Source organism: Paenibacillus sp. FSL R5-0923 (genome assembly GCF_038009145.1).
GTDB lineage: Bacteria > Bacillota > Bacilli > Paenibacillales > Paenibacillaceae > Paenibacillus_AQ.
Genome location: NZ_JBBPAT010000002.1, coordinates 1,066,736 through 1,090,764, shown reverse-complemented (window position 1 = coordinate 1,090,764; position 24,029 = coordinate 1,066,736). Strand labels below are relative to the sequence as shown.

Below are 24,029 nucleotides of genomic sequence, written 5' to 3'. Positions count from 1 at the left end.
TTTATTTCTCCTCCTTGATCAGAACGCGCTGCAAAATAGTAACTACAATAACGATACCCAGCAAAACTACGGCCATCGCTGAAGCCAATCCAACTTTGCTATATTTGAACGCTACATCGACTGTCTGAATAACAAATGTGCTACTTCCGTTAGATCCGCCTGTCATGACGTATGGAATTTCAAACACACCAATAGCGCCACTGACCGCAAGAATCAGGTTCAATTGCAGAATACGTTTAATACTTGGCAAAATAATATGCATAAACTGATGCCATCTGTTTGCACCATCAATCTCAGCAGCTTCATAAATATCCGAACCGATCGAGGAAATAGCCCCAAGGAAGATCAGGAAGTTCATCCCCATGTATCTCCACAGTGACGCACCTGCGAGCGAGAAGTTAATCAAGTTCGGATTGAGCAGCCACTTCTGCTGTAAACCGCTGAGTCCGAGCAGGTTAAGAATCGTATCTAGCGTTCCATCTGGTTTGAAAAAGAACAGAAAGATAAAGCCGATCGCTACACCGTTTAGCAAGGTTGGGAAGAACAAAATCCCTTTGAATAAATTTTTCATGCGAACACTAAAGCTCAGAATGGTTGCAAAATACAAAGCAAGTGCCATCTGAATAAAGGTAGTGAAGAAATAATACAAGCTGACCTTAAATACGGAAAAATACTCCGGTTTCGTAAAAATGGTTTTGTAGTTTTCTAACCCAACGTACTCCATATTTTTACTTAGGCCATTCCAGCTGGTGAAGCTGTACCGAAACATACTGATTACTGGATAATACGCAAACGTGAGTAGTAATACGATCGGCACTAATGAGAACAAGCATATGATGGCAATCCGTTGATTTTTGTAACTCAAATTCGAAAACTTGAACACCCGATACACCTCCAGAAAAGCATCCTCATTTATTTATGACTCGTTTAAATGTGAAGGGGGAAATGCCCGTTAGCATATCCCCTCCCACATCCACTACCGCCTATAGCATTTAAGAAAGCTTATAGTTGTTACTGTGCTGTGACTTTAGCGCGAGCGGCTTTCCACTTGTCGTTGAGGTCCTTCATGATGTCATCATAGGATTCTTTTCTGTTGCCAATTGCGGCTTCAATAATCCGTTTCTTGAAGTCTGGTTGCCAAGCACCGATTTCGGCTTGTTTGTCGATTTCATCAGACCAGCCTTCTTCACCGGCTTTAGCAGCTGCAAGTGTATCAAAGGTTACTTCAGTGCCTTCATATTGTTTCAGAATTTCTGGAAGCTCTGCACCGATAGCCGGGCTCATACCGCCACCTTCAGTCGTTGGGTAGCCAGATTCGTTAATGAACCAATCCACCCAAGCTCTAGCAGCTTCTTTGTTTTTACTATGAACGCTGACACCCAGATTGTAGTCACCAGCAAGTGGTACAAGGATTTTATCTGCATTCGTAGGGAATGGCATAAAGCCAACATCATCTGGATTCGTTGCTAAACCTTTGATTTGACCGATTGCCCAAGATCCAAGAACCATCGTGCCGATTTTTCCGTTAGCCAGATCCGCTTTGGAAGATTCCCAGTCTGTAGTCGTCGGATCTTCTTCAATCAAACCTTTTTGTGCTGCATCGTACAGGATTTTGTACAGCTCATAGTGAGGTTGACCTGGAACATAGTTATCGTCGCTAGCCACTTGACCAATGTTCACATAATCACGGTTACCAGCTACTGTAGCCAGATCCGCTTCCCATTGGGTCAATGTCCAGCCAGCTGCGTAGTTTGTGTACAGAGGCACAGCTTTCGTTTTGTCTTTAACAGATTGCAGAGCAGTTAAGAATTGTTCAGGTGTTCTTGGAACCTCTGTAATCCCGGCATCTTTAAAGACTTGTTTGTTGTAAATAATACCGTTAAAATTGATGGTCATTGGAATTCCGTAAGCCATTCCGTCTACTGCTCGTTCTTCCACACCTGTATATTGTTTTTGCATATCTTCGAGTGTACCCAGTGGTTCGAAGAAATCGGGAATATCTTTAATAGCTATGCTTGTAGGTAACAACAGAACGTCGCCATAGTCACTAGTGCTCATGCGAATTTTAATTTGATCTTCGTAAGTAGCAAGCGCTTCAAAGTTTACCTTTACATCAGGATATTTCTCATTGAACTTAGCCGCATACTCTTTGAATACGGTATCAACAATATCCGTTCTTTGCGTAATAACCGTGATATCCCCTTTAATATCCTTGGCTGCTGCATCATCAGCCGGAGCTGCCGTCGCCTCTGTTGAGGATCCATTGCTTCCTGTGTTTTTAGCGCCTTCATTGTTGGTGTTGTTGTTTGTGGAACAACCGCTAAACAATCCTGCCATAAGTGTCAGTGCCATCAAGCCCATCATTGTTTTGCCTTTTTTCATGCTTTTACGACCCCTCTCTTCAATTCGACTCTAATTTGGTTTAATAACAAAAATAATAACTTTTATCATCACCATCAATTTAATAGAGTAATCACCATTATCAAACTCACTGAAATACTCTTAAAAAAAGTGATGATATCGCTTACAAACTCATTATAGATCTATTTTTAACGCAAAACGATGGTTTGAATTGCTTTTTCTGGTCTTGTATTTGTTATTTTTGTTTTTGTTATGGTGTTTTTATTATCTAATTTATTGAAAATAACCACAAAAAAAGAGAGCTTATCGCTCTCCTAAATAATAGCTTCCTATATAGGACTAAAACTCACGTTCCATTTTCGGTAATTTACAGCCACTTTTGTAATCCTTAGGTGTCATACCACACATTTTCTTGAACAATTTATTAAAATAAACCGGATCACTATAGCCAACCTTATCGGCAATTTCATAATTTTTTAAGTCGGGATGCTCGATCAGCAATTCTTTCGCCTTAGTAATACGAATCCGAATTAGATAATCGGTGATGGTTTGCCCCGTCTTTATTTTGAACAACCGGCTGAGGTAGCTCGCATTCATACCGACGGTCTCCGCCAAACGCTCAAGTTCGAAGTTCTGATCATACTCCCTCTCCAGTATGCTTTTAGTCTGTTCAACTACGTAATGCTCACCACCATCTGCCGCTTGAGAGAACATCTCCTCCTGCTCTGTGACGTTCTTTTTCTTTGTATCCTCTACTCTCTTGAGCAATTCATATAGCTGAGTCTTATCAATAGGTTTTAGTAAATAATCCATCACCCCATGGCGGATTGCTCGGCGGGCATATTCAAATTCACTAAAACCGCTAAGAACGGCAATAGGTATATCCTCCATATGTCCTCTAACCTGTTCAATCAACATAAAGCCATCCATTCTAGGCATTTTGATATCTGTAATAAGCAGATCAATGTCATCTCGGGATAACTTTTCAAAATGCTCCCAGGCTTCCACCCCGTTACCGTAGGATCCAATTACATGTACATCTAGCTCCATCCTCGATGTGATTTTTTCGAGCCCCCTGCGAATGACCTCCTCGTCGTCCGCAATCATAACATTTATCATTTGAGCACTTCCCTCCAGTTGTATCTGCCAGTTATTATGATTGCTCCATCATCACGAATAGAATTCTTCCTATGTATTACGTCAATGTACGATTACACTCTTTTATAGTCTTGTATTTACTATAACGAAAGTTATTCTAATTTCCCAGCTGCAACTATAAATTGTCCTTGAAATCATCTTCGAAAAAGTATATAACTAAATTAAGTTGTTATTATAAACTAACAAATTAATAATAACTATATAACAAAATTATTTTACTAATTATTCTCTTTTCTATTTTCAATGTAAGGTGGGGATTCTCGATGGTATTTAACAACGAATACATTGCAGGTATAACCTGGGGCTTCTCGGGTACACGTGGTTCATGGAAAACGGAAGAAGCGGAACGTTCGATGGAACTCATGTCTTCAGTCACTGGAGCGAACTGGACGGCCATTGCCTTTAGTGCGCTTCAAGCTACCACTCATTCTACGGAAATTCCCTACTGGGAGGCGCCAACCGTTACCGACGAAGAAGTGAAACAGTCCATCAGTAAAGCGAAGTCACTGCAGCTAAAGGTATGCCTGAAGCCGATCGTTAATTGCGCGGACGGAACTTGGCGTGCTCACATTAACTTTTTCGATAAGGATGTTCCTTGCGAGCCTAAATGGTCTGAGTGGTTCAGCTCTTATACTAAATTTATTCTGCATTATGCTGCTATTGCTGAAGAAACAGGCTGTGAGATGTTCTGTATCGGCTGCGAGCTTGTACAAACGGATAGACGAGAAACCGAATGGCGTACGCTTATTGCTGAGGTTCGGAAGGTTTACTCAGGAATTCTTACTTATAATTGCGATAAGTATCAGGAGGATAACGTGACCTGGTGGGATGCGCTCGATGTGATTTCATCAAGTGGATATTATCCAGCTAACGATTGGGAAGCTCAGCTCGACCGGATTGAGCATGTGGTGAGATCACAGAATAAGCCATTCTTTTTCATGGAAGCGGGTTGCCCAAGCCGAAGCGGGAGTGCGGCGATTCCTAATGATTGGACCTTGAAGGGTGAACCAAGTCAAGCAGAACAAAGCAAATTCTATCAGGCAATGTTTCAAGGCTGTGAGCGCAGAGATTGGGTTCAGGGCTTTATGCTTTGGGATTGGCCTACTCATCTTTATCCAATTCATGAAGCAGAACACAATGATGATTATTGTATGTATGGCAAACAAGCCGCTGGGATCATCAACGAATACTTCACCTCGAAAATCAATAAGTAATGTGAGGAGTGACTACTTACCAATGATTATTTCACCAGAATTATGGTTGACCCAGCTTGAGGATGAGCTACAGGGTAATATTCTTAGTTTTTGGATGAAACAGACGAAGGACGAAATCAATGGCGGTTTTGTTGGTGAAATCGACAATCAGCTGAACATTGCACCTGACGCGGAGAAAAGCCTTGTGCTTAATGCCCGTATTCTTTGGTCCTTTGCCAGCGCTTACCGGATCTACGGCAAGACAGAATATCTGGTTATGGCAGAACGTGCCTATGCCTATTTGATGGATCATTTCATCGATAAGGAGTATGGCGGATTATACTGGATGGTGAATGCTGAAGGCAAACCTTCTCAGGAGAAAAAACAGATCTATGGCCAAGCTTTTACTATCTACGCATTGGCTGAATTCTACCACGCGACTGGACGGCCTGAGGTGTTAGATGAGGCTATTCAAATATTCCAGCTTGTTGAGAAATATGGCTATGATTCAACTTATAAAGGTTATGTTGAAGCTTTATCTCGGGAATGGCAAATCACGGATAACCTCAGTCTTAGCAGCAAGGACTTGAATGAGAAAAAATCAATGAACACGCATCTACACGTGTTGGAAGCGTATACCGGACTTTATCGAGTATGGAAGTCAGAGGAGTTGGCGAGTACGCTGGCTGAGCTAATCGAAACGATGCTGGACCATATCATTGATAACGAAGGCAAGCATTTTCATCTTTTCTTAGATGAGGCATGGAATGTAAAGTCAGATATTATCTCCTATGGACATGATATCGAAGGCAGCTGGCTGCTTGTGGAAGCCGCAGAAATACTTGGCGAAGAAAAGCTGCTACAGCGTGTTCGAACCGTCGCTATCTCCATGGCAGAAGCTGTTCTTGCAGAAGGTATAGATACCGATGGCGGGATATGGAATGAAGCTAATCCGAGTGGATTGCTAAGCAAAGATAAAGATTGGTGGCCGCAAGCGGAGGCGGTTGTTGGATTCTATAATGCTTATCAGCTGACCGGTGACAGCAAATTTAACGAGGCTGCCCAAGCCTCCTGGACTTTTATCGATAAATATATGGTGGATCACAAACTAGGCGAATGGTACTGGGGCGTGGACGAGAAGCATCTGCCTCTCCCTCACGCAACCAAGGTTAGTGCCTGGAAATGCCCTTATCATAACAGCAGAGCCTGCTTCGAAATGATCGCACGACTGAATTCAACCCTAAAGGAGACTGTATAATGTCATCGTTATTTCATGAACGCAAACAACAATTAACAGAACGTTATGAAGCGCTGATCACCCGTAAAAATGAAAAGCTTCCTTATGGAAACGGTATTTATGACCGTTATGCTTATCCACTGCTTACCGCTGAGCACGCTCCTCTAATCTGGCGTTACGACTTCAATCCTGACACTAATCCTTACTTCGCCGAAAGAATCGGCGTCAACGGCGTTTTCAACCCTGGTGCCATAGAACTTAACGGTAAGTTCTATCTTGTTGCCCGCGTAGAAGGTAATGACCGTAAATCTTTTTTTGCTATAGCTGAAAGTGACAATGGTGTAGATGGCTTCCGCTTCTGGGATCATCCAGTCGTGTTGCCTGAGACAGAAGTTCCGGACATCAACGTTTACGACATGCGCTTAGTAAGCCATGAAGATGGCTGGATCTATGGCCTCTTTTGTACAGAACGCAAAGATCCAGACGCTCCACACGGTGACCTTTCCAGTGCAGTAGCACAATGTGGTATAGTTCGCACAAAGGATCTGAAGACCTGGGAACGTCTGGCCGATCTTAAGACAGGTTCTGCTCAACAGCGCAATGTCGTGCTCCACCCTGAATTTGTGGATGGAAAATACGCCTTCTACACTCGCCCTCAGGATGGCTTTATTGATGCAGGCTCCGGTGGCGGTATTGGCTGGGGACTCTCGGATACGATTGAGGATGCCGTGATTACAAGTGAGACAATCATGGATGAGCGCCACTACCATACCATCAAGGAAGTTAAGAATGGCCAAGGTCCAGCTCCAATCAAAACACCAAAAGGCTGGTTGCATATCGCACACGGTGTGCGAAACACTGCAGCTGGGCTTAGATACGTCCTCTATGCCTTTTTATCTGACCTGGAGGAGCCAAACAAAGTCACACATTCACCAGGTGGTCATTTCATCGCACCAGACGGTGAAGAACGTGTCGGTGATGTCTCCAACGTTGTATTCTGTAACGGTGTAATTGCACGCGATAACGGTGAGATCTATATCTACTACGCTTCCTCCGACACCCGCATCCATGTAGCAACAACTACGGTTGAACAAATGTTAGATTACGTACTGAACACACCAGAAGATCCACTCCGCTCTTATGCTTGTGTAGAGCAACGTATCGCCCTCATCGATCGTAATTTAGCGCTGTAAATAAGAGTTCAGAGTCCTTAAAAATCAACAGAGCAGCGATTCTCCTTAATGGAGGGGTCGCTGCTCTGCGTTTTTGATCATTCTGTGTCCCCTAGCACGTTACTGTGGGTATCTGATAGTGTTTACTGATGCTCTTTCGACTTGTAAATCTGTTCATGGATACTCCCTTATTGTTGATAAATATCCATACTTTCTAGCCGTTTAATGATTAATTCCTATAGATTAAGCTCAAAATAGCTCAGTAATCCCCTAACTCCAAGGAGGCTGAGATATAAATGTTCAAACGTATGGATGAGATCATGATCGAGATTCCTGAAGTTGAGAAGCCAGATCCCAATGCTGCTGCCGCTGTACAAGAACTGCTTGGCGGAAAGTTTGGAGAAATGTCGACCCTTAACAATTATCTCTATCAATCCTTTAATTTCCGTTCAAAAGACAAACTGAAACCCTTTTATGATTTGGTGATGAGTATAACAGCGGAAGAGCTAGGCCATGTGGAGCTAGTTTCGCATGCCATCAACAAATGCCTTCGAGGGTCAACAAGTTATAAAGAGCCAGATTCCACCCCTCTAGGTTCCGTAAAAGATGCGCGTTTATCCTATCACTTTCTGGCGGGGGCTCAAGGTGCTATGCCTTTTGATTCAACGGGGAATCCATGGACCGGAGCAAATGTATTTAATAGCGGCAACCTAGTGGAAGATCTGCTACATAACTTCTTCCTCGAATGTGGAGCCAGAACACATAAAATGAAAGTTTACGAAATGACGGACCATCCAGCTGCACGCGCTGTAGTCGGATTTCTCTTAGTGCGCGGTGGTGTCCATGTGGTCGCTTATGCCAAAGCCATCGAAATCGCAACAGGTGTTAATGTAACGAAACTCGTGCCGGTTCCTTCGTTAAATAACAAATCGTTTAGTGAAGCGAAGAAATACGAGGAGAAAGGTGTGCATACAAAGCTGTACACCTGGAGTGACAGTGACTTCGGCGCCATCGATCAGATTTGGAAGGGAACCCACCCAGAGGATAACCTCCCGCTTGAAGTCATTAAGGGAGCACCTAAAGGCTTCCCGATCCCCGTAGCTCCTGCTGTCGAAGAGGAGTTCGCCCCAGGAATCTCCCCCGAAGACTTTAAAGAAATTGCCAAACGCCTCAAAATGGCTGGAAATATTACCGAATAATATTTAAAGTGAATCTGGTGAGGAATTTACGCAGCGTCTTCCTCACCATAGGTTCACTTTTTTTTAATTGTACAAAGCCCGATATTCATCCTCCAGCATAGACATCAGAATCATGTTATGAAATTCTCCGTCTACATAAAGAGCATCCCGCTCCACACCATCGTGCTTGAAACCAAGCTTCTCATAGACATGAATGGCTCTTGGATTAAAAGGATATACACCCAGATGGATACGATGCAGCTTCAAGGCTTCAAAGCCATATCGCAGCATTTGATTCATAGCCTCAGTACCGTAACCCTTCCCTCTATGTTCATGGCTACGAATCCCAATTCGAATATTTGCGCTACGGTTGTCCGGATCTATTTCGTTCAGAACCACTTCTCCAATAAGCTCATCCGTTTCCTTGACGATAATCATAAGATCCACACGATCCTCAGCTGGAACACTAATCTTTCGAATCCAAGCCGAAGTTTGCTCGCGAGAGATTTCCCCTTGCGACCCTGTTAGACGACCCATCTCATCATCAAGTAAAAATTTGTAATAGGCCTCCAGATCGGACTCTCCTACACCACGCAGATGAATATTTTCGCCTTCGATCTTTGGTATTGCAACTGCTTCTGACATAACTGAGTCCCCCTAACCAAAATTCCATGGCTTTCAATTATTTTTAATCGGCTGATTTCTATTCTCTCGGTATATCCACAGAATCACGATGCACTATGTCTGCTGCAATCAGGATCTTCTCCAGTGGTGCAGAGGGATGCCCAATCCGACTTAGCAGTTTCTCCACTGCCGCCCGGCCCATCGCTTCTTTAGGGACATGTACAGTAGTAAGCGGCGGAACGCCTCTTGAGGCATCCTCAATATTATCAAAGCCCGTGACCGAGATATCCCCTGGAATATTAAGACCTTCTGCCTTCAGGATGTCACTGACCGTAAGTGCTGTTTTGTCATTGGCGCAGACCAAGGCGGTTGGGAGTGTCTTAGCTTTTTTCCGCTTCATCACCCAATTTTTAAAATCCTCTTGGAATACCTCTTCCTCCACCCCTTCTAAAAAGAGATTCGCATCATCTTCCAAAGGCAGTCTTATCCCACTCTCCTCCAGCGCACTCCGGAAGCCAATCCATCGATCCCTAAAACTGCGTGAAAATCCAATATTCCCGATAAAATGCATTTGTGTATGGCCTGTCCCCATCAAATGATTAGTAAGTCGAGCCATGGAATCCACATTGTTCGCGAATACAGTATCACTTGGAATTAATGGATCTTCATGGTCAATCAACACCATCGGCAGACCGATGCGATGTACCTCAAGTAGTAAGGAAGTGGAGATTTCGCCCACACCTACCAAACCAAGAATCCCGCTTGGGTTCAGGATATTCACGAAATTATCCGCACGATTCTCAGAGATGATCACCATTCCAAGTCCTTCTTGATCCAGCGCAAGGGCAATACCGTCCACAATTTTTCCCCAATACAAGGAATCCTGAGTTTGCGAGCGGATATTCGGCATTAATACAAGCACAGATTGCTTATTCCGATCACTCCCCCCTACCGGAGGAGTCCGCTTGACACCTTGGACAAAAGCATTTTTTTGCGTAAAATAGCCTAACTGCGAAGCCGCTTGAATCACTCGTTCTCTGGTCGTCTCATTAACGCCAGCTTTACCAGAAAGTGACTTGGAGACAACAAATTTGGATACACCGAGATGATCAGCTATTTTTTGCATGGTGACCTTTTTAGCCATATTAAACCCTCCAGAGATTGTAATAAAATTAATGTTAAACTAAAGTTAAGGCTGAGAAGTTACCTGTGTAGCTACCCGCGCTTCCGTCCATTTTGCATTTAATTCGTCAAAAGACTTTTGTAAATCAGGCGCAGCAAGTAACTCTTGAATATAATCTCCGGACCAAAAGGACAGCTTAGCTCCATTTGCCAGATCGATGAACGCATCACTTTGTACCGTGCCATAAACCAGCTTAGGTTCATAAGATAGAAATTCACGGTACTGCGGCATAAAAGGGTTCAGACTACCATCAGCAGGAAGGAATCCCCAATCATCTGAATACGAAGTCTCTTTTACAAAAAAATTCAACCAAGCCATTGCAAGCTCTTTATTCTTACTGTATTTGCTAACACCCACGAACCAGTCTGGATTGATCGGCGCATAGTGAGTACTGCTATTATCATAAGGAAATGGGAAGAATCCGATATCATCTGGTGAAGCCCCCACATCAAGCACTTGACCAACCGCCCAATTTCCAAGCAAATACATGCCAGCTTGACCTTTAGCGAGTCTAGTCTTAGAGATCTCCCAATTGTTCGAGAAAAGTTCATTCTCTACATAACCTTTAGCAATTAAGGTTCGAGCAATGGAAATGGATTTCCCCCACTCATTATCAAGCTGCCATGGACTATCCTCATTTACCATATTATTTAGATACTCAGGGTTGCCTGTCATATAATTGACCAGACTATTTCCCCATTCACGCAGTGGCCAGACGGCTCCATAATTCATATACAGCGGGATAATTCCAGCCTCTTTTAATTTAGCGCAAGCTTCGTAGAATTGATCCAGTGTCTGTGGAACCGCGGTAATTCCTGCTTTTTCGAAGGACCTTTTATTATAGACAATCCCTACCGTGGTAGTTCCCGTAGATAGCCCATATCGCTTACCATCATAAGTAGCAAAAGAAGTGAAGCGCTCACTAGCCGAAGTTTCTTCATCCAACGGTTCGAAAAAATAATCCAGTTCCTTTGATGGAAGATTCACAGGAAGCAAAAGTACATCTCCGGCGTCCTTGGTGGACAGTCTTACCAGAATGTCCGTTGCGTAATTGGATAAACCTTCAAATTCAACATTCGCTTCGGGGTACTTTTGCTTAAATTGGTCTGCGTACCCTTGAAAGGTTCCGTTCTCAATCAGATCTATTCGATTGGTCATCATGACTATGGTGCCGGATAAGTCAGACTTCACCTCGTTTCCAACTGGAGGCACTGTAGATTCCGTCTGCTTGGTGTTGTTCTCACAGCCACTAATCGATAACAAAATGAGAAGCAGCAGTATGGTACGCGTAGTCCAGTGTAATCTCATCCCCATCAACGGACAGCCTCCTCTTATTTCAGTCAGATAATCTAATCATTTCCGGTTCCAGCAACGGCAGTGACAAAATAACATCCGTCCCTTGTCCAAGCTCACTATATACCTCAATTCCAAAAGCCGCTCCATAATGAAGGCGCACTCGCTGCTGTATATTTTTCATACCAATGCCCCCATTGATACTTTTCTTAGGAGGACTTTCTTTCTGCAGCCCATCGTTCAATCTCTCCAAAGTGATCTTATCCATTCCACAGCCATCGTCTTTAATATGAAAGAACAGCATTTGCTCAGTCATCTCACAACGGATACTTAAATGCATTTGTGGTTTATTATCATCCAAGCCATGATAAGCAGCATTCTCTATGATCGGCTGGAAGACCAGCTTGATAATAGAGTAATTATCTAACTCCTTCGGTACGTCGATCTCGAGTACGAAACGATTAGGGTAGCGACAGTTCAGCAGCTCAACATAATTGCGTACATATCCAAGCTCTTGCTTCATTGTCGTTTTGCCACTCAAATCACTTGTACTATACCGTAGCAGTTTACCTAAAATTGAGATCATGTCCGCAGCTTCAATATCATCATTGAGCTCAGCGGTCATTCGGATCGACTCCAGCGTATTATAGATAAAATGAGGATTAATCTGACTCTGCAGAGCGTGAAGCTCCGCTTCCTTCTTCTGTTCTTCAATTCGGTAGATATCCTGAATCAACTGCCTGATCCGAGCCAACATTCGATTAAACTGATGCCCGAGCAGACCAATCTCGTCACGCCGTCTAACCCTAAACATCACATCTAGATCGCCACCCTGAACCTTTTTCATCAGTTGAATCATCTGCGATAGTGATTTAGTGAGTGCAAAGGAAAGAATAATGGAGATAATTAACGCAAGTACAATGATACTTAATGTAGCAGCGAGCGTTGTATTACGGGTTACCTTCACATCCCGCATTAGCACATCTACAGGAATCGAAATAATGGCCTTCCAATTGGTCTTGTTAGAGCTTGAGTAAATATTTAGAAAATCTTTTCCGTTGACTGTATCATAGAAACTCCCGGATTTCCCATCGACCCTTTTGAATAGCTCTGAATCAGATACATCCGTGGCAAGAAGTTTTTTGTCACTGTCGTACACGACCATCCCCATCTCATCAACGATCAAAGATTTGCCATGCGTTACTTTATCCAGCTCCGTAACCCGATTCTCCAAATTGCTAATATTCGCTTCAACCGCGATCAGCCCAATCGGATTTAACAAACCATCCACGATTTTGCGAACAACGGTAAAAGCATATCGAGTGCTCTGCAAATTACTCGTAAATGATTGGGTACCAAACAAAAGGGCCTCTCCGCTGGAATCCTTCGTCTGCTGACTCCAGTACTTATAGCTTTGATCGAGGTCGAGCCGTACGCCACCATCCTTGGCAGAATAATAACCATTCCCATGCGCGTCAAAAATATAAACCGTGTTCGCGCCTCGCTTAATATTGTTAATAAATGAAATGTTGCCTTCTATGCCCCGCTGAATGGACAACAGTAAATCAAAATCTCCGGGTAACAATGTAGCACTGCCTGATTCGCCACCCATGATCTCTTTCTGCTCATGATAGTGGTTCGAACGAATTAAATTTTGTTTAATATCGTTCACATAGGCTGGCATAGATGAAATACGCTTCATATCTTCGATATAATCATCTACTCCATCCATCATTTGATCGATTAACTTCTCAGAATAAGCAATGGTGTTGCCCTGAATAGATTCTGAATAACTCTTATAAGTAAACACACTAATGAAGGTAAGCGGAAGGGTAATAATTATTAAAAAGACGAGGAGCAGCTTGCGCTCCATACTCATGTCCCCGATAACGGACCACCAGCCAAAGATGCATTTACCTTTCATACGGTCCTTCTCCTTAACCCTTTTTTACCTAACTTGTTATTATTATTTACCTAACAAAATTATTATACGGGGAAGTCCTTCTTTACACAATAACAAAACCGCTTCCTCATAACGAAGAAGCGGTTTTGTTATGTAAATCATAAAAATTTGTTAGGGACCCACTTATTTTATCGTGAATAATGACAGTTTGTCCTTTAACTGTCCTGAAGCACTTTCCAGCTTACCTGACAATGAAACGAGTTGATCACTTACACTTTGTTGTTCATTACTGAGTGAAGCCACTTCTTCGGAAGTCGCTGATGATTGCTCAGCTACAGCACTTACGTTACCCATGGCTTCCGACAACACAACCTGTGAATGATTCAAGCTACTGATCGCTGTTGTCACCGATTCCAGACTAGTAATGAACTCATCCATCTGTCCTTTTACGGATACAAAGATATCGCTCGTGCTCTTCACTGAGCTTATTTGCTCTTTAAAGAGAGGTGCCACTTCAGATAATACAGCTTCCGTTTCGTTCATTTCCGTTATGATCTTGTCGGTGATTCCGGCTACAAGAGCAATAGACTGCTTCGATTGGTCGGCAAGCTGTCTTACCTCACCTGCTACCACCATAAAGCCCTTGCCAGCTTCGCCTGCACGTGCGGCTTCTATCGTCGCATTCAATGATAAAATATTCGTCTGCTGTGTGATACTCTTCATCACATCCAGCACCTTAATCACTGAGAATACTGTTTCTTTCAAATTGTTAACACGTTCTACAAGCGCACCTGTCTTTTCCCCAGTACGGCTAGTTTGATCCAGTAAATCCGTTAATTGCTTGGCACCTTGAGCACTAGCTTCTCCAACCCCGCGTGCTGCCTCATCCATCTCACTATTGGCACTAATCACGGTCTGCATTTGCGTAGCTATCACATCTGTAAGCTCATTACCACGTTCAGCTTCAAGTGCCAGACTGCCTGCTCCTCCAGCAATTTCTTCCGTAGCGGCTGCTATTTCCTTCGCGGAAATAGCTGTCTTACGCGAAGCTTCTCCAAGCTCGCCAGCGGTCTCTAGCACATCTCGTGCAGTTTCTCTAGTTTGCGATACAAGCTCAGTAATACGCTCCATCATCAAGTTAAAGGAGGCTGATAGTTGTCCAATCTCATCCTTAGACACATATTCTGTACGTACACTTAAATCTCCGCTTGCACCTTGAACCATAAGATCCTTCAATCGTGCCAGAGGGCGAGCAATCATACGAACCATCCAAATCCCAATAAATATCGCAAGCAATGCCGCACCGGCAGCCGTAATGAACGTCGTCAACAGAATCGGACGGGCTTCCTTCACTAGTTCTTCTGTAGGAACTACACCTGCGAGCTTCCAATCTGCCCGCATCATCGGATTAAAGACCGCCAGAATTTCTTTTCCGTTTGGATCTTTAGCTTCTAGGCTATTATTATTTTTCTTACTCTCTTTGATAAAAGAAAACTCCGATGACTTTCCATCGTCTAGCGGATTAGAAGAAGCCACTACTGTACCTTGCGGAGACACAAGTTGAATACGAGAGCCGTCTCCCAGCTTCACACTTGCGAAAGATTCTTCCAGCAGTGTATTCTTCAACACAAGCATAATCATGTATCCTTTATCTGCTCCCAGACTTTTAAGAGATCTTACCAAAGCAATATCTTTTTCTTCCGCTCCTTGAAGAGAGGTTGAAAACCAAATATTTTTAGAGTCGTTATTGTTAGCGTCTGAATAATAAGAATTATATTCTTTAGAATCGGCCACAATTTTCTTGAACCATTCTTGTTCTCGTAATCCATCAAAATAAATGCCACCACTGCCAGATGTAACAATTTCCTGTTCAAGTGACTCGGGAATCAATGCGACACTGAGAATATTAGAATCTGTTGTAGTCTGATTGGACAATTTCTTACTTATTGAGCTTGTTGCTTCAAATTTCTCGTAAGCAGTTTGTGCAGTAGCCATTGATCTAAGATCCGTTTGCAACTGCACATCAAAAAAGAGCTGCAATACCGTATTCTCATATTGCTTCAAGGTAATATCCAGCTTCTCAGCAGTCTGAACAATAGTCTGGCGGTAGGCTTCGGATACGTTATTCTTTATCGTTGTTTTTGCCTTCGAATAAGATATAAGTCCAAGTGACATAACTACGATTACAGTGGAACATAAGAATATTAGAAATAACTTCACACCGACGGATTGGATAGGATTAACTCTCTTGATTTGGCTTCCCCAACCCAACATCATTTTCTTAGCATCTAACTTTAATGTCTTTCCTGTACCTACTTCATTGCTCTGTACATTTACGGATTTTTTATTGTTCTTCTTCATCTCTCTAACCTTCCCTCTTTATGCTTTTCACTAATACTATCTTGATCAGGATCCCCATCATGATCATCTACCCGCTAATATTAGAGGACATATGAAAGCGCTAACCATATTATATATCGGTTTATTAGGCCTTTTTTCTTAGCTTTACTATACTTTTTTTATAACTTTTAACCTATGTATTCTGAAACAAAAAAACTCCCTTCGTTCTACCCTCCTTTTGGATTTATTTGTTAGTTACTAATATATATATCTTATTGTTAGCTTTGTCAAAAGAAAAACAGGGATGCTCTTATAGAAAGAACATCCCTGTATCTTATTAAGATTTTCTCTTACGCATCATATCAAAGTATGCTACCGGCTGATCTACCTTCATGCGGACACGTTGCAGAGGATGACGAGCTGCGTCAAGCGGGTTGCCTGCTTCATCCCACAATTCCGCTACAGTCTGCTTAAAGAATGTATCATTGGGTCCGAAGAATTCAACTTCCTGCCCTGGCTTGAAGTGATTGCGTTGCTGAATGAGCGCCATTCCACTCTCAGCATCGTATTCTAGTACAAGTCCGGCAAAATCATAAGGAGCGGCTTTTTCTTCAGGCTCATAGATATGATCTTCATGATCCGGAGTATCATAGAAGAACCCTGTGTTAAGCGGACGATTCGCCGCTTTATTCAGCTCATCCAGCCACTCTTGCTTCAACTCGTACCCTTCCGGATCAGCCATGTAAGCATCAATAGCTTTACGATAAGCGTTAACTACAGTAGCTACATAGTGAATCGACTTCATTCGTCCCTCGATCTTGAAGCTGTCAATGCCTACTTCAATGAGTTCAGGGATACTTTCCAGCATGCACAAATCCTTAGATCCCATGGAGAATGGATTATCTCCTTGCTGATGCAGTGGAATCTGAGTTACACCCGGAAGCAAAGGGGCCGGAGATTGTGCTTCAGCTTGATCTTCTTCAGATACCCAAGTGCCTTCAGGACGCGCATCCTCGAACAAATCATATTTCCAGCGGCAAGACTGACAGCAGCCTCCGCGATTGGAGTCACGATCTGTAAAGTGATTGGATAATACGCATCGACCGGAGTACGAAGAGCACATCGCACCATGGATAAAGCTCTCGATTTCAATGTCAACATGCTTCTTAATCTCAGCGATCTCTTCCAGACTTGTCTCACGTCCGAGTACTACACGTGGCAGACCCTCTTCTTTCCAGAAGGATACCGCTTGCCAGTTCAGTGTAGACTGCTGAGTACTCAAATGTACCTCTAATCCAGGAACTAAACGGCGTGCTGTATCTACAATGACCGGATCAGCAACGATAATAGCAACAATGCCAACTTCATATAAGTTACGCAGATATTCTTCAATCCCTGCGACATCTTCATTGTGAGCATAAATGTTCGTTGCAACAAATACCTTAGCGCCGTATTTCTTGGCGAATTCAACACCTTCACGCATTTCCTCAAAGCTGAAATTGTCTGCTCCTGAACGCAAACCGTATTTCTGCCCTCCGATATAAACAGCATCCGCACCATAGTGTACTGCGAATTTTAATTTCTCCAAATTACCGGCCGGAGCTAGGAGCTCCGGTTTGTCCAGACGGTAACGTTTGCCCTTGTATTGCGGCTTTGTCATGGTTCCCATTCCTGTTCTCCCCTCCATCGCCCCACAAAGTGATGTCTGTGCATGCTCACTGCACCTAGTCTTTGCGGGGAACTAAAAAACTCTCATTAAATTAAACTTAATATACTTGCTCTTTATAGAAAAATCCGAAGCTTAGCTCCCGTTCTGGATCCTGCAGCGTTCTTATAGCTTCCATCCAATCCTCTTGGAAAGAATATCCTTCTGGATCAGCTACATAGAGATCAATAGCTTTGCGATAAGTCTTAACAACCGCCACATTATACGCTGTTGATTTCAACAATCCTTCAATCTTAAAACTCTGTACGCCTGCAGCCATAAGGATATGAAGATCCTCCAAAATACAAATATCTTCCGAACTCATAATATGTGTACCGTTCTCGTCTTCATAGATTGGGAACTTTTGGTCATCTCGTTCTGCCTCGATCAAAAATAGACCACGTTCCTTACCAAGACTGCCGCCCTCGCTTGGACGTCCTTGATGTGACATATAGCTTTCTACAAGCTTACGCTTGGAATGGTATATATTGGTCATACCGTGAACCTGAACTTGTGCCTCTACCTCTAAAAGCGGAACCATTTCCGTCATTTCATCCATATTCAGCTCACGGGCAAGAACGACGCGAGAAGCACCTTTACGCCCCCAATAATTCGCGGTTGCGTAATTGGTAGAGGTCATTTCCGCATTCCAATGCAGATTCATGCCCGGTGCTTCCTTCTTCACTGTGGTTAACACAGCAGGATCACCGAACTCAACACCGTCAACACCAAGTTCACCTATCGCCTTCACATAGGCAGGGAGCTCTTCGAGAAGAAGGTTGGACATGAGTCCACCTAGTCCAGCATATACTTTGCAGCCACGCGCATGTGCCATTTCTACAACAGCAGCTGTATCCTCCAGAGAGAAATGTCCGGCAAGACGCATGCCAAAACGGTCATCCCCGATGAGCAATGCATCTGCTCCGGCATCCAGCAAAGCAGCAGCTTCTTCTAAGGATGCTGCTGTCGCCAGCAATTCCGGTTTGTTAATCATGTTGTACCTCCTACTTGTACAGTTATTTCAACCGCACCACTCTTCATTTTAATATTTTATTTCGATTCTTGCTTACTTTTTTCGATATTGGCTAAATGTTCCTTGTAGGTCTTAGCAAACAAATGGCCCTGTGTACCATCTTTCTTAGTCACATAGAAGTAGTATTCAGATGCCTCAGGTTCAAGTGCCGCCTGAATGGAGGCCAGCCCCGGATTACTAATAGGTCCCGGAGGAAGCCCAATATTTCTATACGTATTATAAGGACTGTCAACTTCCAAATCTTTATATAACAGTCTTTCCTTCTGTTTGTCGAGCAAATATTGAACCGTAGCATCAATCTCCAGCTTCTGCTCTTTCTTTAAGCGGTTATAAATCACGCCCGCAACTAGTGGTCGTTCACTATCTACCACAACCTCACGCTCGACTAACGAGGCCACTGTCAACAGCTCATGAAGTGTCATTCCACGTGCTTCTAGCTTTTGCTTCCAATTCGGAATCGTGTCCAGTTTCTTCTGGAACTGATCCAATAATGCCTCTACAACTTCCTGAGGCGTACTATCCTTGGCTAGTTCATACGTTTCAGGGAACAAATACCCTTCAAGCCGATGACGAAGGTTCTTATTCTGTGGGATACCTAGAACATCAATTCCCTTCAAGCCCGCACCGGTATCCATTATTTCGAGAAAAATAGCAGCATCCTGATTCCAAGCCTCAGCAAGCTTCTTGGCAATCTGCTCAGCAGTATATCCTTCCGGAATCGTAAAAGTTACGGTCTCTTCCTTAACAACATCACCCGCATTTAGCCTCTCGATGAGCTCGTCATAGGTGTCTCCTGGACTAGCAACATAAGTACCAGCTTTGAAGCTGGAACCTTCTTTGGTCCATTTCAAATATCCCTTAAAAAAAAGACTGTTCCTAATAATGCCATTTTGTTCGAGCAGATCAGCAATTTCCGCGCTGCCCATGCCCTTATCTATCGTAAATGTTACGGCAGGTCCTGCAGGTTCTACCGGCTGCATCCCGTTCCAAATGTACCAAGCGCCTCCGCCTCCTGCTGCTACCAGCAAAAGAATAACAATAAGCACAGTACGGATTGCGGATTTCAAGTCAGGTTCCTCACTTTCCGACTATAAAGTATAAAAGTGTACTACTTAAAATTCAATACATATTTCATGATCATGATTGTTGTATTAATTATATTGATCGTATTCCAAGCAAAAAGAGCGCGGAATTCTCCGCCCTCTTCCGTACTCATCATAAATGTAACGTACATGTTTAAAGTTTATTCTGCATCGTCCACTGGAAAAGTCATCTCATCATATAGCTCAGAGATGTCTTCCCACTCTTCATCGTCCACGATGTTCTCTAGTTCCGGAAGTCCGTTAGGAGAGACAACGATACGCAGAATTTCATATTCCACGTCTTTACCGGTGCCTTTCAGCACCGCATAGCCAATACCACCGACTTCAAATTCGGCGATAATATCGTAAATGGAAGACTTGCCTTGCTCATCTTCCAGTTCTACTGTTTCTCCATAGGCTTCCTTAAGCCGCGAAGTCCATACCGCTTGATCAGCGGATACATCAGTCATTCTCAGATCCTCCGTCCAACTCGTCAACCAGTGTGTTGAAAGTCTCTTCGACAATCGCCCACTCCTCGTCATTATCGATCATGAACAATTGAAGATCGTCGCCTTCTTCCACATAACGGAACGCATAAACCTCATCGGTTTCCTCGTCCTCGGAATCAAGCGGAACCACCATCATGTACTTAGCGTCCGAGCCATCAACCTCAAACTTCATAATGACCTCGAATTCCTCTTCATTACCTTCCTCATCAGGGATATAGATAATTTCCGGTTCTTCCTCTTGGCCAATCTGTTCGTTTGTCATATCCTCGCACCCCTCACCTTTTACTGTTAGCATCCAAAAAATTTTGCAAAATCAGGGCTGCAGCCATTTTGTCCACAATCCCTTTGCGTTTCTTCCGGCTGACGTCCCCTTCAATCAGCACCCGCTCTGCGGATACCGTCGTCAGACGCTCATCCCAAAGGTGTACGGGCATTGCAAATTGCTCCCGTAGCTTGTCAGCGAACTCTATGCAGATTTCGCCCCGGGGTCCTACTGAGCCGTTCATATTCTTCGGTAGACCAACTACAATCTCTCCAATTTCGTGCTCCGTAACAAGTTCACGAATACGTTCGAACTCATTACCAGTACCGCGGCGCTCAATCGTTTCAAGAGCTTGTGCCGTCCATCCAAAAACATCGCTTGTGGCTACACCGATTCTACGGTCGCCGTAATCCAATCCTAACTTCTTCATCATCTGGGATTATCCACCTTGTGATTGACGAGGTAGAATCTAACCAGCTCTTCAATCAGCTCATCACGTTCTTTTCTCCGGACCAAACTTCTCGCATTGTTATGACGCGGAATGTAAGCTGGGTCTCCGGAAAGTAGATACCCTACGATCTGATTGATCGGATGATACTCTTTCTCCACCAGTGCATCGTATACAGCGAGCAATATTTCCTGGGGAGAAGCTTCCTTTTCGTCGCCCTTCACATTGAATTTGACCGTTTTGTCCATGGAGTCCATTTGTGACACCTTCCTTCTGCAAAATCACCCTAAAAGGGCGGCTTCGCAAAGTTGCTACTGTGCAGCTCACTTGCTTCCTTTATCATAACATATTCATAGCCCAACGAGGAAATCCTGCGCGTGGAATAACGCTTTTTTTGGCATTTCCTCTACAAAAATAATGATATTTTTGGCTTTTAAGCTATTGTCAAGCACAACTATTCATGAAAATCTAACCACCTGTTAATAAAGAGTAGCGGTACTGATGTCAAACTCTCAGTACCGCTATGTTTTTTCGTAATACGTTTAAAATAAGAAATAGTTTCGTAATTTTTATTTATGCTAGGGAAGCCACTAATTCTTCTGCTTTAGCCAGTGCCTCGCCAAGCTTGGAGGCATCTTTACCACCAGCTTGTGCCATATCTGGACGTCCGCCACCGCCGCCACCGCATACTGCTGCGACTTCTTTAACGATCTTACCAGCGTGGAAGCCCTTCTTCACCAGATCCTGTGGTACAGCTACAACAAAGTTCACCTTGTCGTCCATGGCAGCACCCAGAACAAGTACAGCATCCGGGAGCTTGGATTTCAATTCATCTGCAGTAGAACGCAGAGCGTCCATATTTCCTGCTTGAACAGCAACAGCAAGAAGCTGTGTACCTGCACCAACCGTCTTCACACTGCTTGTTAGTTCAGCGGCAAATGTTGCGCTCAGCTTAGATTGCAAGGATTCATTCTCACGCGAAAGCTCACGCACTTGGTTATGCAATGCTTCAATCCGTTTTGGAACGTCGTTCAGAGAAGACTTCAGTAGACCCGCAGATTGCTTGAGCAGATCCAGTTGGCTCTCAGTGAACTGATAAGCGTAACGTCCAGTCACTGCTTCGATACGGCGCACTCCGGAACCAATACCACTTTCGCTAAGCAGCTTGAAAATTCCAATTTGAGACGTGTTGGATACATGGCATCCACCACAAAGCTCAAGGCTGTAATCGCCGACTTGAACGACACGGACAATATTGCCATATTTTTCACCAAATAATGCCATAGCGCCCATAGCCTTAGCTTCGTCAATTGGCTTGTTCTCAATGACTACATCAAGGCCACGCCAAATTTGTGCATTCACACGATGCTCGATGTCGCTTAGTTCTTCCGGTGTAATCGCTCCGAAGTGGGAGAAGTCAAACCGTAAACGAGCACCTTCTACTAGAGATCCTGCTTGGTTGACATGACCGCCAAGAACCTCTTTGAGCGCTTTATGCAGTAGATGAGTAGCTGTATGGTTCTTCACGATATCTTCACGCTGTGCACGATCCACTTCAGCGCGAACCGATTCGCCTACTTTCAATTCTCCAGCTTCAACAGTTACCAAATGTACATGTTGACCATGTGGAGCCTTGAACAATCCTTTAACCTTAGCTGTAACTGAACCGCCAGTAAGCAGACCTGTGTCACTCACTTGTCCGCCACTTTCAGCATAGAACGGTGTTGCCTCAAGAATTACTTGGCACTCAACGCCTTCGCCAGCGGTATCGACCAATTCATCACCCACAACAATAGCCATGATTTTCGACTCTGTTACCGAGTCATTATATCCAACAAATTCACTTTTAACCGTCAGATCCGCTAATGCACCACCTTGGATCTTCATGCTGCCACCGTCATGACGTGCAGCTCTTGCACGATCACGCTGTTCTTGCATAGCGACATCGAAGCCTTCACGGTCTACAGTTAATCCTTGCTCTGCTGCGAAATCTTCAGTCAGGTCAAATGGGAATCCGTAAGTGTCATATAGCTTAAATGCATCAGCGCCAGCAATCGTGCTGTGCCCATCTGCTTTTGCTTTAGCGCTGATCTCACCCAAGATAGCCAGTCCATCAGACAATGTCTCATGGAAACGTTCTTCTTCTGTACGGATAATCTTTGCGATATATTCCCGATTCTCGACAACGGATGGATAATACACACCCATAATCTCACCAACGGTTTCCGTCAACTCATGCAGGAACGGACGATCCAGACCCAGGGTCTTTCCGTAACGAACAGCACGGCGTAGCAAACGGCGGATAATATAACCACGACCTTCATTAGAAGGAAGTACTCCATCCCCTACGGCAAAAGTAACGGTACGCACATGGTCAGCGATAACTTTAAGCGCGATATCCTGCTCAACATTATCTTTATAAGTTACACCAGCAAGCTCAGCTGTTTTTTGAATAATCGGTTGGAACAAATCGGTATCGAAGTTGGAATCTACATCTTGAAGAATGGATGCAAAACGCTCCAGTCCAGCACCGGTATCAATGTTCTTGTTCGGAAGCGGCGTATAGCTGCCATCCTTGTTATGGTTGAATTGTGAGAACACAAGGTTCCATACTTCGAGCCAACGTTCGTTTTCTCCACCTGGATACATTTCTGGATCACTCATGTCGCTGCCATAAGCTTCGCCGCGGTCATAAAAGATTTCCGAACAAGGACCACAAGGGCCTTCGCCGATATCCCAGAAGTTCTCATCTCCCAGCTTAATGATGCGTTCTGCTGGCAAGCCCACTTTTTCATTCCACAGCTTGAATGCCTCTTCATCCTCAGCATACACAGTTACGGAGATACGTTCTGGATCGAAGCCGATCCACTCCTTGCCAGTCAAGAATTCCCAAGCCCATGTGATAGCTTCTTCTTTAAAATAATCGCCGATAGAGAAGTTACCTAACATTTCGAAGAATGTATGGTGACGGCGTGTCTTCCCTACATTCTCGATATCATTGGTACGAATACATTTCTGCGAGTTCGTCAGGCGCGGATTCTCAGGAATCTCACGGCCATCGAAGTATGCTTTCAGCGGTGCCATACCTGCGTTGATCCACAACAGCGAAGGATCGTTATGCGGTACGAGAGATGCACTAGGTTCAATCTTGTGACCTTTACTTTCAAAAAACTTAAGCCATTTGGAACGAATTTCACTTGCTTTCATTGTTTACAGCTCCCGTCTCATCTTTTTAATTCGGCTCATGCGCCAGATTGTACAAATTTTCTAAAAAATAAAAACAAAAAAACGCCCCTGAATAATTCAGGGACGATTAATATCGCGGTACCACCCTGGTTATCGCCTTGA

20 protein-coding genes are annotated in these 24,029 nt (G+C 43.8%); 4 read left to right on the top strand and 16 right to left on the bottom strand.

The window, feature by feature from the left end; genetic code table 11:
* Nucleotide 1 precedes the first annotated feature (1 nt).
* The 3 genes from MKX35_RS29985 to MKX35_RS29975 all read right to left on the bottom strand — a co-directional run bounded on the left by MKX35_RS29985 (nt 2) and on the right by MKX35_RS29975 (nt 3,480).
* Entirely contained in the window at nt 2–883 is an 882-nt protein-coding gene (locus MKX35_RS29985; protein WP_042186108.1) for a carbohydrate ABC transporter permease, read from the bottom strand.
* 128 nt (nt 884–1,011) lie between these two features.
* The gene (locus MKX35_RS29980) at nt 1,012–2,382 is read right to left on the bottom strand and encodes an ABC transporter substrate-binding protein (protein WP_076300037.1); all 1,371 of its coding nucleotides are present in this window, start codon (nt 2,380–2,382) and stop codon (nt 1,012–1,014) included.
* Between the two features lie 318 nt (nt 2,383–2,700).
* Nucleotides 2,701–3,480, bottom strand: a complete 780-nt coding sequence (locus MKX35_RS29975; RefSeq protein ID WP_042186104.1) for a response regulator transcription factor — start codon at nt 3,478–3,480, stop codon at nt 2,701–2,703.
* A gap of 302 nt (nt 3,481–3,782) precedes the next feature.
* Here MKX35_RS29975 and MKX35_RS29970 point away from each other — a divergent pair, with 302 nt between their 5' ends.
* From MKX35_RS29970 to MKX35_RS29955, 4 genes are all read left to right on the top strand, one after another.
* Nucleotides 3,783–4,733: a glycoside hydrolase family 113 gene (locus tag MKX35_RS29970; RefSeq protein WP_076300038.1), complete on the top strand. Its 951-nt coding sequence runs from the start codon at nt 3,783–3,785 to the stop codon at nt 4,731–4,733.
* Between the two features lie 22 nt (nt 4,734–4,755).
* Complete coding sequence (locus tag MKX35_RS29965) at nt 4,756–5,970, top strand: AGE family epimerase/isomerase (RefSeq protein ID WP_076300039.1); 1,215 nt, start codon at nt 4,756–4,758, stop codon at nt 5,968–5,970.
* Nucleotides 5,970–7,142 carry a glycoside hydrolase family 130 protein gene (locus MKX35_RS29960; RefSeq protein WP_076300040.1) on the top strand — a complete coding sequence of 391 codons (1,173 nt, stop codon included), beginning with the start codon at nt 5,970–5,972 and terminating at the stop codon, nt 7,140–7,142. Before MKX35_RS29965 ends, MKX35_RS29960 begins: the two co-directional genes overlap by 1 nt.
* A 275-nt stretch (nt 7,143–7,417) precedes the next feature.
* Nucleotides 7,418–8,320 (top strand): manganese catalase family protein, encoded by a 903-nt coding sequence (locus MKX35_RS29955; RefSeq protein ID WP_076284263.1) that lies wholly within the window; start codon nt 7,418–7,420, stop codon nt 8,318–8,320.
* Nucleotides 8,321–8,383: 63 nt separating this feature from the next.
* Here MKX35_RS29955 and MKX35_RS29950 read toward each other — a convergent pair whose 3' ends face one another.
* From MKX35_RS29950 to alaS, 13 genes are all read right to left on the bottom strand, one after another.
* Complete coding sequence (locus tag MKX35_RS29950; RefSeq protein ID WP_076284264.1) at nt 8,384–8,944, bottom strand: GNAT family N-acetyltransferase; 561 nt, start codon at nt 8,942–8,944, stop codon at nt 8,384–8,386.
* Between the two features lie 58 nt (nt 8,945–9,002).
* Nucleotides 9,003–10,067, bottom strand: a complete 1,065-nt coding sequence (locus tag MKX35_RS29945; protein ID WP_076300041.1) for a LacI family DNA-binding transcriptional regulator — start codon at nt 10,065–10,067, stop codon at nt 9,003–9,005.
* A gap of 45 nt (nt 10,068–10,112) precedes the next feature.
* Nucleotides 10,113–11,420, bottom strand: coding sequence for an ABC transporter substrate-binding protein (locus MKX35_RS29940; RefSeq protein WP_081382962.1), 1,308 nt, complete (start codon nt 11,418–11,420; stop codon nt 10,113–10,115).
* 22 nt (nt 11,421–11,442) lie between these two features.
* Nucleotides 11,443–13,323 (bottom strand): cache domain-containing sensor histidine kinase, encoded by a 1,881-nt coding sequence (locus MKX35_RS29935; RefSeq protein ID WP_076300042.1) that lies wholly within the window; start codon nt 13,321–13,323, stop codon nt 11,443–11,445.
* 162 nt (nt 13,324–13,485) lie between these two features.
* Nucleotides 13,486–15,663 (bottom strand): methyl-accepting chemotaxis protein, encoded by a 2,178-nt coding sequence (locus MKX35_RS29930; protein ID WP_076300043.1) that lies wholly within the window; start codon nt 15,661–15,663, stop codon nt 13,486–13,488.
* Between the two features lie 316 nt (nt 15,664–15,979).
* Nucleotides 15,980–17,311 (bottom strand): peptidase U32 family protein, encoded by a 1,332-nt coding sequence (locus tag MKX35_RS29925; RefSeq protein WP_076300044.1) that lies wholly within the window; start codon nt 17,309–17,311, stop codon nt 15,980–15,982.
* A gap of 97 nt (nt 17,312–17,408) precedes the next feature.
* Nucleotides 17,409–18,341: a peptidase U32 family protein gene (locus MKX35_RS29920; RefSeq protein ID WP_076300045.1), complete on the bottom strand. Its 933-nt coding sequence runs from the start codon at nt 18,339–18,341 to the stop codon at nt 17,409–17,411.
* A gap of 56 nt (nt 18,342–18,397) precedes the next feature.
* A complete protein-coding gene (gene mltG, locus MKX35_RS29915) occupies nt 18,398–19,447 on the bottom strand; it encodes an endolytic transglycosylase MltG (protein ID WP_256716346.1) in 1,050 nt (349 codons plus the stop codon).
* Nucleotides 19,448–19,623: 176 nt separating this feature from the next.
* Nucleotides 19,624–19,932 carry a DUF1292 domain-containing protein gene (locus MKX35_RS29910; protein ID WP_076300046.1) on the bottom strand — a complete coding sequence of 103 codons (309 nt, stop codon included), beginning with the start codon at nt 19,930–19,932 and terminating at the stop codon, nt 19,624–19,626.
* Nucleotides 19,925–20,233 carry a DUF1292 domain-containing protein gene (locus tag MKX35_RS29905; protein ID WP_038569507.1) on the bottom strand — a complete coding sequence of 103 codons (309 nt, stop codon included), beginning with the start codon at nt 20,231–20,233 and terminating at the stop codon, nt 19,925–19,927. Before MKX35_RS29905 ends, MKX35_RS29910 begins: the two co-directional genes overlap by 8 nt.
* Before the next feature lie 13 nt (nt 20,234–20,246).
* Nucleotides 20,247–20,663, bottom strand: a complete 417-nt coding sequence (gene ruvX / locus MKX35_RS29900) for a Holliday junction resolvase RuvX (protein WP_042193474.1) — start codon at nt 20,661–20,663, stop codon at nt 20,247–20,249.
* Nucleotides 20,663–20,938, bottom strand: a complete 276-nt coding sequence (locus MKX35_RS29895) for an IreB family regulatory phosphoprotein (protein ID WP_042125473.1) — start codon at nt 20,936–20,938, stop codon at nt 20,663–20,665. Before MKX35_RS29895 ends, ruvX begins: the two co-directional genes overlap by 1 nt.
* 316 nt (nt 20,939–21,254) lie before the next feature.
* Nucleotides 21,255–23,888 carry an alanine--tRNA ligase gene (gene alaS, locus MKX35_RS29890; protein ID WP_076300047.1) on the bottom strand — a complete coding sequence of 878 codons (2,634 nt, stop codon included), beginning with the start codon at nt 23,886–23,888 and terminating at the stop codon, nt 21,255–21,257.
* Between the last annotated feature and the right edge of the window lie 141 nt (nt 23,889–24,029).